The 11,461-nt window shown below is 59.8% G+C and carries 14 protein-coding genes and 3 pseudogenes; 13 read left to right on the plus strand and 4 right to left on the minus strand.

Going from position 1 to position 11,461, the window contains the following annotated elements; all coding sequences use genetic code 11:
• The first annotated feature begins 97 nt into the window (after positions 1-97).
• The 6 genes from ACT6VE_RS28820 (at position 98) to ACT6VE_RS28845 (ending at position 4,460) form a co-directional block, all read left to right on the plus strand.
• Positions 98-1,048: an ABC transporter permease gene (locus tag ACT6VE_RS28820; RefSeq protein WP_444801729.1), complete on the plus strand. Its 951-nt coding sequence runs from the start codon at positions 98-100 to the stop codon at positions 1,046-1,048.
• A 50-nt stretch (positions 1,049-1,098) separates the two neighbouring features.
• A complete protein-coding gene (locus tag ACT6VE_RS28825) occupies positions 1,099-1,908 on the plus strand; it encodes an ABC transporter permease (protein ID WP_444801730.1) in 810 nt (269 codons plus the stop codon).
• The gene (locus ACT6VE_RS28830; protein WP_444801722.1) at positions 1,905-2,714 is read left to right on the plus strand and encodes an ATP-binding cassette domain-containing protein; all 810 of its coding nucleotides are present in this window, start codon (positions 1,905-1,907) and stop codon (positions 2,712-2,714) included. Before ACT6VE_RS28825 ends, ACT6VE_RS28830 begins: the two co-directional genes overlap by 4 nt.
• Positions 2,711-3,463, plus strand: a complete 753-nt coding sequence (locus ACT6VE_RS28835) for an ABC transporter ATP-binding protein (protein WP_444801723.1) — start codon at positions 2,711-2,713, stop codon at positions 3,461-3,463. Before ACT6VE_RS28830 ends, ACT6VE_RS28835 begins: the two co-directional genes overlap by 4 nt.
• A gap of 342 nt (positions 3,464-3,805) precedes the next feature.
• Positions 3,806-3,994 carry a hypothetical protein gene (locus ACT6VE_RS28840; RefSeq protein ID WP_444801724.1) on the plus strand — a complete coding sequence of 63 codons (189 nt, stop codon included), beginning with the start codon at positions 3,806-3,808 and terminating at the stop codon, positions 3,992-3,994.
• A 334-nt stretch (positions 3,995-4,328) separates the two neighbouring features.
• On the plus strand, positions 4,329-4,460 hold the full coding sequence (locus tag ACT6VE_RS28845; protein WP_444801725.1) for a hypothetical protein: 132 nt from the start codon (positions 4,329-4,331) through the stop codon (positions 4,458-4,460).
• A gap of 126 nt (positions 4,461-4,586) precedes the next feature.
• Here ACT6VE_RS28845 and ACT6VE_RS28850 read toward each other — a convergent pair whose 3' ends face one another.
• The 4 genes and pseudogenes from ACT6VE_RS28850 to tnpA form a co-directional block, all read right to left on the minus strand.
• Entirely contained in the window at positions 4,587-5,105 is a 519-nt protein-coding gene (locus ACT6VE_RS28850; protein ID WP_444801726.1) for an IS630 family transposase, read from the minus strand.
• A gap of 313 nt (positions 5,106-5,418) precedes the next feature.
• Positions 5,419-5,604, minus strand: a complete 186-nt coding sequence (locus tag ACT6VE_RS28855) for a hypothetical protein (protein ID WP_444801733.1) — start codon at positions 5,602-5,604, stop codon at positions 5,419-5,421.
• A gap of 83 nt (positions 5,605-5,687) precedes the next feature.
• Positions 5,688-5,837 (minus strand): annotated as a pseudogene (locus ACT6VE_RS28860) (IS66 family transposase); the annotation flags it as partial.
• 21 nt (positions 5,838-5,858) lie between these two features.
• Positions 5,859-6,266, minus strand: coding sequence for an IS66-like element accessory protein TnpA (gene tnpA / locus ACT6VE_RS28865; protein WP_444801731.1), 408 nt, complete (start codon positions 6,264-6,266; stop codon positions 5,859-5,861).
• 521 nt (positions 6,267-6,787) lie between these two features.
• Here tnpA and ACT6VE_RS28870 point away from each other — a divergent pair.
• From ACT6VE_RS28870 to ACT6VE_RS28900, 7 genes and pseudogenes are all read left to right on the plus strand, one after another.
• Positions 6,788-7,045, plus strand: a complete 258-nt coding sequence (locus tag ACT6VE_RS28870; protein ID WP_444801732.1) for a transposase — start codon at positions 6,788-6,790, stop codon at positions 7,043-7,045.
• A 17-nt stretch (positions 7,046-7,062) separates the two neighbouring features.
• Positions 7,063-7,503: pseudogene (locus tag ACT6VE_RS28875) on the plus strand (IS6 family transposase); the annotation flags it as partial.
• A 52-nt stretch (positions 7,504-7,555) separates the two neighbouring features.
• Positions 7,556-7,846, plus strand: a pseudogene (locus tag ACT6VE_RS28880) (alpha/beta fold hydrolase); the annotation flags it as partial.
• Positions 7,847-8,159: 313 nt separating this feature from the next.
• Complete coding sequence (locus ACT6VE_RS28885; protein ID WP_444801727.1) at positions 8,160-9,017, plus strand: LysR family transcriptional regulator; 858 nt, start codon at positions 8,160-8,162, stop codon at positions 9,015-9,017.
• Between the two features lie 211 nt (positions 9,018-9,228).
• Positions 9,229-10,026, plus strand: coding sequence for a transporter substrate-binding domain-containing protein (locus ACT6VE_RS28890; protein ID WP_444801728.1), 798 nt, complete (start codon positions 9,229-9,231; stop codon positions 10,024-10,026).
• Positions 10,027-10,069: 43 nt separating this feature from the next.
• Positions 10,070-10,738: an amino acid ABC transporter permease gene (locus ACT6VE_RS28895; RefSeq protein WP_444783517.1), complete on the plus strand. Its 669-nt coding sequence runs from the start codon at positions 10,070-10,072 to the stop codon at positions 10,736-10,738.
• Positions 10,735-11,382, plus strand: coding sequence for an amino acid ABC transporter permease (locus tag ACT6VE_RS28900; protein ID WP_444783516.1), 648 nt, complete (start codon positions 10,735-10,737; stop codon positions 11,380-11,382). The genes ACT6VE_RS28895 and ACT6VE_RS28900 overlap by 4 nt, the downstream gene beginning before the upstream one ends.
• Positions 11,383-11,461 lie beyond the last annotated feature (79 nt).

Raw genomic sequence — 11,461 nt, forward strand, 5'->3', positions numbered from 1 at the left:
GCTCGCAAAAGAGCCTCATGCTCGACAGCGCACGCCGCCTGAACTAGGTTCGGGCGGCGTTTACGCGTGAGAGGTAGACACCATATTTTCCTACATCATCCGCCGCTCGGCCATCCTGGTTCTGTCGGTCGTTATCGCTGCCATAGTGCTGTTTCTGCTGTTGCGTCTTCTGCCCGGAGATCCGGCCAATGCGCTGGTGTCCGTGGGAGCGGACGCTGAGCAGATCGAGGCCGCTCGCCGGCAGGTGGGCTCCGATCTGCCGCTCTACGAACAATTCCTGCGCTTCATCACCAGCCTTGCGCGTTTTGATCTCGGCAATTCCTTCGTCAGCGGGGCGCCGGTGCTGGCTGAAATCGGCAAGCGCCTCATCGTCACGGTGCCGCTGACGCTGATGGCCTTTGTCGTCGCCATCGCCCTTGCCGTGCCGCTCGGCATCCTGTCGGTCGTGCGCCAGAACCGCTGGTACGGCGGGCTGATCTCGGTTGTCTCGCAACTCGGCATCGCGGTGCCGGTGTTCTGGATCGGCATCCTGCTGGTCACGGTCTTTGCGGTCAATCTGCGGCTGTTTCCCTCCGGTGGCTTCCCGTCTCGTGGCTGGCAGTCACCGGGTTCCGCCTTCCAGGCGCTTGTTCTGCCCGTTGCGACCATTGCCATCGTCATGTCGGCCTCGCTGATCCGCTACGTGCGCTCGGCCACGCAGGACGTGCTGGGCAGCGAATACCTGCGCACTGCCCGCGCACTCGGGGCGACCTTTTCCGAGGCGATGGTGCGGCACGGCATCCGCAACGGTGCCGTGCCGGTCATTTCCGTGCTGGGGATCGAGCTTGCGTCCACCTTGCTGGGGGCGGTGGTGGTGGAGCGGGTATTCTCGCTGCCCGGCCTCGGCTCGATGCTGCTTTTGGGCATCGAGCAGCGCGACTATCCCAATGTGCAGGGTGTGCTCTTCGTCTCCACGCTGCTGGTGCTGCTCGTCGGCTTTGCCGCGGACCTCGTTCAGCGGCTCATTGATCCCCGTCTGCGCAGTCGGGTGGCCGGAGGTGACCCATGAGCGTTTCTGAAAAAACAGCTGCCGGGACCGCCGCGCTGCAGACGACATCGATGCCATGGCCATTGATGATCGGCGGTCTTCTTGTGGGGCTGCATGTCGTTGTTGCACTTCTTTCGCTTGTCTGGACGCCATACGGGGTGGGCGACATGGCCGGCGGCCGTCTCGAGGGGCCTTCCCTTGTCCATTGGGCAGGAACGGACCGACTGGGCCGCGACCTGATGAGCCAGATCATGATCGGTTCGCGCATCGCCCTTATCGTCGGCTGCGGCGCGGTTGCCCTCAGCGCTCTGATCGGCGTGACCTTCGGCATCCTCGCTGCCTTCTCGACGCGCACGCTCGATGACGTGCTGGCCGCGACGCTCGACATCCTGATCGCCTTTCCGACGCTGCTCCTCGCCATGCTGATCGTCGCCTCCAGCGACGGCGCGAGCCTTTGGACCGCGATCCTCGCCATCGGTATTGCCGGTTCGGCGATCGTGGCACGGCTGACCCGCATTCTGGCCAAACGCATCCTCGCAATGGACTACATTACGGCTGCGCGGATTTCCGGCACGTCATGGTGGGGCATCGTCCGCATTCACGTTCTGCCCAACATATGGCCGACCCTGATCGTCAATTTCGCTCTGCAATTCGGCCTTGCGGTCATCGCCGAGGCATCGCTCTCCTATCTCGGGCTTGGCGCGCCTCCGCCCAATGCCTCTTGGGGCCGGCTGTTGCAGGAGGCGCAGGCCTCCGTCTATACCGCCCCCTTCGGGGCCATCATTCCCGGCCTTGCACTGGTTTCGCTGGTCATCGGCCTCAATCTTTTTGCCGATGGCTTGCGCGATGCCGCGGACCCCACCCGCAGGAGGAGCCGATGAGTGCTTTGCTGTCGGTCGAAAATCTCGAGATAAGGACTACCAGCCGCACACTCCTCTCCAGCGTGTCGTTTTCGATCGCGCCCGGCGAAAGGGTCGGGCTGATCGGCGAATCCGGTTCCGGCAAGTCCCTCACGGCCTTGGCGGCACTTGGTCTTCTGCCAGATTCCATGCGCGTCGCCGGCTCGATCCTGTTGGATGGCCAACAGGTTGTCGGTGCGCGTGACCGCGCGCTCGTTCCGCTGCGCGGACGAAGCGTGGCGGCAGTCTTTCAGGAACCGATGACGGCCCTCGATCCGCTGATGCGCATCGGCGATCAGGTGGGTGAGGTGGTTCGTCGACGCGCTGCGCGTGATGGAAGACGGCCGGGAAAAGCGGAGGTGAGGGCACAGGTCTGGGCGCTGCTGGAGCGTGTCGCCCTTCCTGATCCGGCGCGTATTGCCAAGGCCTGGCCGCACGAGATTTCGGGCGGTCAGCGCCAGCGTGCGGCCATTGCCATGGCGCTGGCCTGCCGGCCAAAACTGCTGATAGCCGATGAACCGACGACCGCGCTCGATGTTACCACGCAGGCGGAAATCCTAAAATTGCTGGAGGCGCTGGTGCGTGACGAGGGCATGGGCCTGATGTTCATCAGTCATGACCTTCCGGTCGTGACGACAATCGCCGAGCGGGCGCTGGTGATGCAACAGGGAAGGCTCATCGAAGAGGGACCGGTCGGCACGCTTTTCAACCAGCCGACACATGCCTATACGCAAGGGCTCGTCGCCGCCGCCCGCGCCTTTGATGCGGCGCTGGAGATGGCACCATGACACTTCTCGATCTTGCCGGTGTATCCTTTGCCTATGCGAGCGGCACCAAGGTGTTGCACGACGTCAATCTCGCGGTGGAAGCTGGCAGCAATCTCGGCATCGTCGGGGAGTCCGGCTCCGGCAAGACGACGCTGTTGAAACTGCTTCTCGGACTGGAACGCGCCTCCGTTGGCTCGATTATGTTCCGCGATGCGCGGCTGGATGCCGCCAACCGCAGTTTCATGCGGGGGTTTCGCCGCAGCGTGCAGGCGGTCTTCCAGGATCCCTATTCCTCGCTCGATCCCCGCCAGCGGGTGTTCGAGATTATCGCCGAGCCGCTGCGCTCTCTGAAGATCGAAACCGATATTGCGGCGGCGGTAGCGCAGGCGCTCCGGGATGTCGACCTGCCGGGCGATGCGGCGGGGCGTTATCCGCACGAATTTTCCGGCGGCCAGCGCCAGCGTATAGCCATTGCACGCGCCATCGTCGCAAAGCCCGATCTCGTCATTGCCGACGAAGTGGTCAGTGCACTGGATCTGACGACGCGCACTCGCATCATCGATCTGCTGCGCAGCTTGTCAGCACGCATGACCTTTATCGTCGTTTCGCACGATATCGCCCTTGTAGCGCTGCTCTGTGAGAGGCTCGTCGTTCTGGAAAAGGGCAGGATCGTCGAACAGGGCGCTACCCGGGACATTCTGGCCCGACCTGCGCATCCCTACACGCAGAGACTGTTGGCCAGCACGCCAAGGATGCCAGCTAGTGCCTGATGCCGGTGCCGCCGAACATGGCCGCTTCTTGGAAAAAAAGATACTGCTCAGGCCGAAAGCGGGAAACCATTTTCCATTTTCGTGACGCGTGAGGAGAATATTGGATTTTTCTTCCGTTGCTGCGGAATTTCCGCTTGAGAAATTCCCGCGAAAATAGTACATAGAAATTATAGATTATTGACCCGCTTGGCAGGAGGCAATCAGAATGAGCAATTCCGCATTGATGCCCATGGTCGATGTCTTTGGCGCTGTCCGCCAATCGTGTCGTGCTTTCCTTTGCGTTGAATGTGCCTCCTAGCCCTCTACGGGCTGTTTCAGCGACCAAGTCGAAAGTTCTTCATCATGAGCAAGCAAGTTATTGAATATGCGGGCGTGCCCGTTGGCATTGCCGTGCCCGAAAATGGTGCGTTGCGCTTCATTGCCGTCAAGTTCCATGTGTTTGATCTGGATCAGCACCGGTTTGCCAATCTCGGCCAACTCAATGGGGCAGTCCGCTCCCATATGTCATCGGACGAGCGGCTTGCCGCCTGAAGGCGTCGATTTTCCGTCGGGGCGATGGCGATAGAACACGTTCTCGCAATGCCGTGCCGAAGTGTCTGACATGAGGCCTGCAAAGAGGCTGCATCCCGGCGCCTACCTGGGCGCCAAGTTCAGTTTCCTGCACCTGAAATCCTTCACACTGTAGCTCGAGGTGGAGAAGTTTGAAGTCTTTTGCATGGCGGATAACCGCGTCGTGCTCAACATGCCAATCGAGGCGCTGTGGGATAGGGCCGATGTCCTGGTTCAGGCCCGCGCAGACAGCGTGACGGCAGACGGCCGATGATCTGCTACGGCGAGTTGAGTTCCACCTCTGCATCTTCGTTGATTGCAGCGACCGAGGGGCTTCGAGGGGCTGTTCGGGCTTGGCAGCCTTCCCGGTATCGACCTCATACCGGAAATCGCCGTGCAGGCCGATACGGTAGCCTCCGGGCTTTTCAAGCGCTGCTTGATGCCGTGAACGTTAAGCCAACCACATGCCCCCCGGACCACTTGGCTATATTGGCTCGTAGCAGCCAACCCGCAAGTGCCTCGTGTCGCCCTGCCGATTGGAACAGGGCGTCTGGAAACCTAGAGCGTGTCGCGTTTAGTCCGTCTCGTATCCTGCGGCTTTGAAGTAGTTTCTGCATTCTGAGACGGCGAAGCGATCGCAGATTTCCCCGAGGGCGAGCGTGATGGCATCGAAGCTGCGTGCAGCCCGCTTTCGCAGCAGCGTTTTGAGTTTGGAGAATGCCATTTCGATAGGGTTGAGGCCTGGACTGTAGGGCGGCAGAAACAGTAGCCATGCTCCTTTTGCCTTGATGAGTTGTTCGGCTCGTTCGCTCTTGTGAAAGGCGACATTGTCGAGAATGACGACGTCACCGGGCGATAAGGTTGGCGCGAGCTGGGTCTCTATCCATGTTTCGAAACTGCGGCTGTTCATTGGTCGATCTACGACCCAGGGGGCGACCATGCCATGAGATCGCAGCCCGGCGATGAAGATTTTGGACTTCCAGGAGCCAAAGGGTGCGTGCGCTCGATAGCGCTGTCCGCATGGGGACCATCCCGACCGCTTCGTCAGTTTTGTGTTTGTCGATGTCTCATCGATAGAAACCAGCCTCGCCAATGCCTTGTTGAAGAAAGGCTGGCGCCGTCCGGTCCACAGTTCACGCGCCCGTGCGATTTCCGACCGCTGCTGCTCGCTTGCCAGCAGGCTTTTTTATGGCTCAGGCCGAGCCGGTAGAGAAGCCGTCCGACACTGGAGCGATGGACGACGAGGTCACAGCTGGCGAGTTCCAACCGAGCCTTTCTCAATGCGGTCGGTAAATCCATGCGGCAAACCGGCGGGCTGTCGGCAGCCCTGTCATTGATCCAAAGCGTCCGATCTATGCCGAACGGTTGCAATATGTGAGGTATCCATCCGACGAAGGTCGCGGCACTTATGATCTCGGCTCGTCTGCCATGATGCGTTCGATCTTTTCCGGATCGCATTGCTCGTCGACAAGGAACTGCCGAACACCTCCGTCCCATGTGCGGATATCGGCGAGAAATTCCCTCAAGCTCTCGACGCCCCGTTCGGTGAAGGTGGTGACGCCTTCTTCGCTGCCGTCATGGGTATGGATCATCTCGCATCATCGATGTTGTCGGAGTTGCTGGCGACTTCCTGGAGGCGTTCGAGGTTCTCGCCGATCAGCGTGGCGATGTAGTCGAGGGTGCCATGCCACCCGGCGAGATGCCTTTTTGGATGGCTCTTCTCGTGATCGGGAGAAAAGTGGACGAGTGCCGCGGGAGGCACGCTGCCCGAGAAGGGACGGTCATCGCGGACATAAGTCCATAATCTTGCTTGCCGCGTTGCGCCTCACCCCGGCCGGGAAGGCGATCATGACGCATCCAGGAAAGGCAACAGCCGGGCAAGGACGGCTGGATCGAGCGAGGTCGGGATCGTCAACCATCGGCCGTTCGGCAGGCCTATCTTGATCGTCCTATCGTCTTCAGACCGCGGCGCTGAGGCCACCTCGCAAGATGCAGTCGCCGGCGGCGAAATCGTAAGCGGCACAAAGCTCGGTGACGTGGAAAGCCTCAGAAGCCCGCTCCGGTATTCCTGACGCCAGGTCGTCAACAAAGATCGCGACAACCCATAACGCCGCGCCGTCGCCGAACCCTGCCGAAAACCCTGTAGGCTCTCCTCGACGATCCGAATTTTCTCTTCGTCCGACCAATCCCGCCGACGACCAAGATCATCGGCGGGCAGGACCTCAATGGGGGAAATCATTGTAGCGCATGACATAAGGCATGCACTTAAAGCCAATCAGCAAATCGAGGCAGACGGCCCTCGGCGGATGGATACTATGCGGGACACCTGCGTCGCCAAGAGGTGAACGACGCCATCCTGGCACTTTCGAAACGGGGGATATCGATTGGGAAGATCGTGAGGCAAACGGGTAATAGCCGAAAGCTTGCGCGCGGAGAAAGATCAGATGTAGTCCGAATTCGTCCCGGCTCGCTGGAGAGTTGGTTGCCCTGGCTCGACAGCCGCTGGGAGCAAGGAGCGGAAGCTGGTTGCCGCTCGCAAAACGATCTGCGACTTCCAATCCATAATCCGATCGAAGGCGGCTGCAAAACTCGATGGCACCCATGATGGCGGCAGCATAATCGAGGCGGAAATCCACTTAACAAAACGCCCGTACCTGTTCAAACAAACCGAGCCAGCTCTCGGGGCCGACCACTGCGTTTCATCGTGACCGCCGGTCAGCTCGGCGACATCACGCAAGCCCGGCTCTTCCGCAGGGCCAGAGTGGCGATGCCGTTCTGGCTGACGAGGCCTATGACAGCAATGCCTTGCGGGAAACCATTGCGGACATGGGCGCCGAGGCGGTGATCCCGTCAAACCGCTCGCGCAGGATCATCATCCCGCACGATGAACGCATCTACAAACATCGCAACCGCATTGAACGCTGCTTCAACCGAATGAAGCACTTCCAGCGCTTCGCCACCCGCTACGACCGAAGAACCATTCACTTCGAAGGCTTCATCTATCTCGTCGCCGCAATGATCTGGCTGCGATGAATGTCGATTCCTCCTAAACCTATATCAAGGTTCGGGGTAAATGGACCTATCTTTACCGGGCGGTTGACCGCGATGGCCAAACGCTTGATTTCATGCTGTCCGAGCGCCGCGATCTGCCTGCAGCGCGAAGGTTCGTCAGGAAGGCCAGCGCAACCAACGGCGTTCCGAACCGGGTTGTAATTGACAAGAGCGGCGCCAATCTGACGGGCCTGCAAGCTGTCAATACGAGCCTTAAGTTCACAGGAACGGGCAGTATAATTGAAATCCGACAGGTCAAGCATCTCAACAGCATTCTTGAGCAGCACCACCGGTTCACCAGACCGATCATGGGCTTCAAGGCATTTCATTCCGCTTCTGCTACGATCTCTGGGATCGAAGTGGCTCACATGATCCGCAAGTGCCAGTTCACCAATGACAACCGTTCGCCATTTCAAGCCTTTGCGGAACTCGCAGCATAATTGCGCCAATCAAACTCGACTTCGCACTCCCAGAAAACCTTGCGGCAGAACCCCGATCCTGTTCTCCCATGGCTGGCCGCTTTCGGCGGACACCTGGGATGCCCAGATGCCGTTCTTCGGATAGAACAGCTTTCGCGTCATCGCCCATGACCGCCGCGGCCGTGGGCGTTCCGACCAACCTTGGGGCGGCAATAATATGGATCAGTATGCCGACGACCTCGCGGAGGTGATCGAAAAACTCGACGTGAAAGACCTCGTCATGATCAGCCATTCCACCGGCGATGGCGAAGTCGTACACTATATCGGTCGCCATGACACGGCGCGCCCGGCCCCAGTGCTTCTGCGCAGGCAGCAACGGCTGAACAATCGACCATTGATCGACCGTCATATGTGATGCGTATCGGTGACGATCCATTCTCTTTTCCTCTGAACCAACAGACAGGCAACGCTCCAATCCTTGATTCTCAAACATCCTTCGAGACCATATTTCTACATGGGGCGCCATTCTGATGCCGATCATCCCAAATTCTGGGTCCTTCTTGCCGTGCTGGATCACCGCCAGCTTTTTTCCTCTCCTTTGGGGGATCCTGTTTGCTATGGTGGAATGATCAAGGGTTGCCGCGTGCACCAGCATCCAGTCATGAAGCTGAGTTTGAATGATTGATCTCGACTCCCACTTACTCAGAGCGTTTCTGGCCGTTGCAGAGATTGGGACGGTCAGCGGCGCAGCTGCGAGCCTTAACCGGACCCAGGCGGCCGTCAGCATGCAGCTTCGAAAGCTGGAGAACCTTGTTGGCGTCAGGCTGTTTTCGCGATCGTCAAAGGGTCTTTCGCTGACAGAGCATGGTCAGATCCTGCTTCCTTATGCCCGCGAAATCGTCACGCTTGGCGACGAGGCGGGCAAAAGGCTGACCGGAAAAACGATCAGGGATCGCATTCGCCTCGGCGTCGTCGAGGATTTCGCGGCGGGTCACCTCATCGAAATCCTGCGCAACTTCCGAGACCAGAACCCGGATATCGAGATCGATATCATCATCGAGCCCAATCGTCGCCTTGCAGATCTGTTCAGTGAAGGCGCGCTGGACGTGGCCGTTTGCGACATTACCTGCTTGTCGCGCAAGCCGACATTGATCTGGACCGAATACCGGATGTGGACAGTCAGGTCCGACTTTGTCGTCGATGCGGGCAAGCCGCTCCCCATCATCATGTTCGAGGAGGGGTGTCCTTGGAAGACCCCGACGACAGGGGCGTTATCCCAGCGTAACATCAAGTGGAAAACGGCATGCGTGGCATCCACGCTTGTCGCTATGGCAACGGCCGTGCGTGTCGGTATCGGCATCGGGCCGATGATCACCAGCACGCAGCCGGAAGGTTGCCGGACACTGGACAAGTCATCTGACCTGCCCGGCCCGATCCGTATCGAGATTGGTTTGTACAATCAGCCGGAAATCGCGGAGGGCGCCCGTTACCTCGTCGAATTCATTGCACGGCATGCCGCCATGCTTCCTGCCTGAAGCGCACCTGCCTGTTGCGCCTATCCTCGGCCGCCTCTTGAGGCGCCGTCATTCGACTATCACGAATCCTTATAGCTCTCTTCGAATTTTCGGGCTTCCAAGCGGGGCGTTCGCCGCCAATGATGGCGCGACAAGAAAGAGGATAGGGGTGTGACGAGCGCCGAACCTGGCCTCGGAAAAAATTACGCAAAAACAAAAAAGGGGAAATATGATGAAAATCACACGAAAGCTGACTTCTGTCCTGACCGCCGCAATCGCGGTCGTCGGCGTTTTCGCTGGCTCCGCCTGGGCTGACGCGCTTGAGGACATCAAGGGCGCCGGAACGATCGACGTCGGCATCTTCTCAGACTTCCCGCCGTTTTCCTCCGCCAGCGCCGACATGAGCATCAAGGGCTACGACGTCGATGTGGCGCAGAAGATCGCCGACGCCCTCGGCGTAAAGCTCAATCTCGTTGGGATTACCGGCCAGAACCGCATCGCCTACCTCAACGACGATCGCGTCGATATCCTGATGAGCGTCGGGTATTCCAAGGAGCGGGCGGAAGCGATCGACTTCGCAGCCGCCTATGCGCCTTACTACATCGCCGTCATCGGCCCCGCCGCCCTGAAGGTCGCGGGCAAGGATGACCTCGCCGACAAGACGATCGCCGTCAATCGCGGCACGCTCGAGGATACCTCGCTGACCGAAGCGGCGCCGGCTTCCGCCACGATCCAGCGGTTCGAAAACTACAATGCAGTGATCCAGGCCTTCATCTCGGGCCAGACCCAGCTAATGGTCGTCGGCAACGACGTCGGCGCGCAGGTGCTCGCCCGCCAGGACGAGTTGAAGCCCGAGCAGAAGTTCCAGCTTTTGACCTCTCCGTCGCATATTGCCGTGCGCAAAGGCGAGGAAGGGCTGAAGAAGGCGATCGACGATGTCGTCGCCAAGATGGTGACTGATGGCACGCTCGATGCAAGTTCGCAGGCCTGGCTCAAGACGCCGCTCAATCCCGACAACCTGAAGGATTAACGGAGCCTTTTCGGAACTCGGCTTGGATTTCCAAGAGGTCATCATGAAATACGTTCTGGATTTCAGTTGGCTCTGGGGCAGCTTGGGGGCCTTGGCCTCGGGCGCGGGCGTGACGCTGCTGCTGATCGCCTGCACCACTGTCTTCGGCCTCACGCTCAGCATTCTCGGCGCCGCTGCGCGCCGGGGACCCTATCTATGGCTACGCAAGCTGGTGGGGGCCTATGTGGAGGTCATCCGCAACACCCCCTTTCTCGTGCAACTGTTCTTCATCTTCTTCGGACTGCCGAGCATCGGCGTGCGGCTTGATCCGATGGTTGCTGCGATCCTGGCCATGACCCTCAACATGGCGGCCTATACGATCGAAGTGGTCGGCGCCGGTCTCGACGCCGTCCCCAAGGGGCAGGGAGAGGCGGCGACGGCCTTGGGCATGCGGCCCCGATTGGCCTTCATCAAGGTTGTCCTTCCGCAGGCGCTCACCATCATCTATCCCGCGCTGACCAGCCAGATCATCATCATGATGCTGGAATCGGCTGTCGTTTCGCAAATATCGGTTCGCGAACTCGCCCAGGAGGCCGACCTGATCCAGGCGCGTACCTTCCGCGCGTTCGAAACCTATCTGGTCGTGACCTTCATTTACCTTGCTTTGTCTGCTGCGGTTCGCCGCGGAATGATCCTGTTCGGGCGACGCATGCTGGGAGCCGGCATAAAATGATCGAGTTCACCTTCTGGGACATCGTCAGGAACCTGGTGTTCGCCACGCGCTGGACGGTCCTGCTGTCTGCGGCGGCGTTCGCCGGTGGCGCGATCGTGGGCATCGCGATCCTCTTTGCGCGGATTTCGAAGGCACCGTGGGCGCGGCGGTTCGGTTCGGGTTATATCGCGCTTTTCCAAGGCACGCCCTTGCTGATGCAGCTCTTCCTGATGTTCTTCGGGCTGCCGATGCTCGGACTGCGTATCGAACCCTGGACGGCCGCCGTCTGCGGGCTGACCTTTTACGCCAGCGCCTACCTTGCCGAAATCTGGCGCAGCGGTGTCGAGGCGCTGCCGCATGGGCAATCGGAAGCCGCCTCGAGCCTCGGTCTGCATCGGTTCCAGGAGTTGCGTCTCATCATCCTGCCGCAGGCCTTCCGGATAACGCGTGCGCCCGTTGTCGGTTTCCTGGTGCAGCTCATCAAGAGCACAGCGCTCGCCTCCATTCTCGGTTTCGAGGAGCTGATGAAAACGGCGAACGCCATCAACAACGCGACGTTCGAGCCGTTCAAGGTCTACGGCCTTGTCGCGGTTATCTTTTTCCTCCTGTGCTACCCGCTGACCCAATATGCACGGTTTCTCGAAGCAAAGGCCGCCGCTCGTTGAGCGCCACAAAAGATAACTGAGAGGAAACAACAATGGCCAACCAAGCCCAGGCGCAAAAGCTGGCGGTCTCCACGACGGA

The sequence above is a fragment of the Shinella sp. genome (genome assembly GCF_052438155.1).
GTDB lineage: Bacteria > Pseudomonadota > Alphaproteobacteria > Rhizobiales > Rhizobiaceae > Shinella.

Bases quoted from the DNA above. Each gene is read 5' to 3' on its own strand.
- ACT6VE_RS28825 (WP_444801730.1), top strand. From the start codon at position 1,099: ATGCCATGGCCATTGATGATCGGCGGTCTTCTTGTGGGGCTGCATGTC.
- ACT6VE_RS28885 (WP_444801727.1), top strand. From the start codon at position 8,160: ATGATTGATCTCGACTCCCACTTACTCAGAGCGTTTCTGGCCGTTGCA.
- ACT6VE_RS28890 (WP_444801728.1), top strand. From the start codon at position 9,229: ATGAAAATCACACGAAAGCTGACTTCTGTCCTGACCGCCGCAATCGCG.
- ACT6VE_RS28895 (WP_444783517.1), top strand. From the start codon at position 10,070: ATGAAATACGTTCTGGATTTCAGTTGGCTCTGGGGCAGCTTGGGGGCC.
- ACT6VE_RS28830 (WP_444801722.1), top strand. From the start codon at position 1,905: ATGAGTGCTTTGCTGTCGGTCGAAAATCTCGAGATAAGGACTACCAGC.
- ACT6VE_RS28900 (WP_444783516.1), top strand. From the start codon at position 10,735: ATGATCGAGTTCACCTTCTGGGACATCGTCAGGAACCTGGTGTTCGCC.
- ACT6VE_RS28835 (WP_444801723.1), top strand. From the start codon at position 2,711: ATGACACTTCTCGATCTTGCCGGTGTATCCTTTGCCTATGCGAGCGGC.
- ACT6VE_RS28855 (WP_444801733.1), bottom strand. From the start codon at position 5,604: ATGATCCATACCCATGACGGCAGCGAAGAAGGCGTCACCACCTTCACC.
- tnpA (WP_444801731.1), bottom strand. From the start codon at position 6,266: ATGTCATGCGCTACAATGATTTCCCCCATTGAGGTCCTGCCCGCCGAT.
- ACT6VE_RS28840 (WP_444801724.1), top strand. From the start codon at position 3,806: ATGAGCAAGCAAGTTATTGAATATGCGGGCGTGCCCGTTGGCATTGCC.